Here is a 256-nt window from a genome sequence, read left to right on the forward strand (position 1 = left end):
CCTCCCTTCGCCCGATGCGTTACCGCTTCCTCCCCGACGATCCCGTCAGTGCCGTGCGCATGCCCGCCGGTCAGACGGTCCTGCTTGACCCCACCCCCCGCCCCGGCGGTTCCTGCCTCGAGGTCCTCGACGGCATCGCCCGCGTCTATTGCCCCTGCGAGGAGACCGAGGGGATGACCCTGGCCTTCCTGCAACCCGGTGACCAGCTCCGCACCGACCGTCTCTGCAGCGAGGGTGTCTGCGTCGAGGCCCTCAC

1 protein-coding gene is annotated in these 256 nt (G+C 70.3%); it reads left to right on the forward strand.

Features of this window, described 5'->3' with window-relative positions; genetic code table 11:
- Positions 1 to 14: 14 nt before the first annotated feature.
- On the forward strand, positions 15 to 256 hold a 242-nt coding region (locus tag KUG39_RS16980; RefSeq protein WP_502988660.1), incomplete at its 3' end, for a cyclic nucleotide-binding domain-containing protein.

Origin of the sequence: Synechococcus sp. CCAP 1479/10, assembly GCF_019038515.1 — a bacterium.
Lineage (GTDB): Bacteria > Cyanobacteriota > Cyanobacteriia > PCC-6307 > Cyanobiaceae > Cyanobium.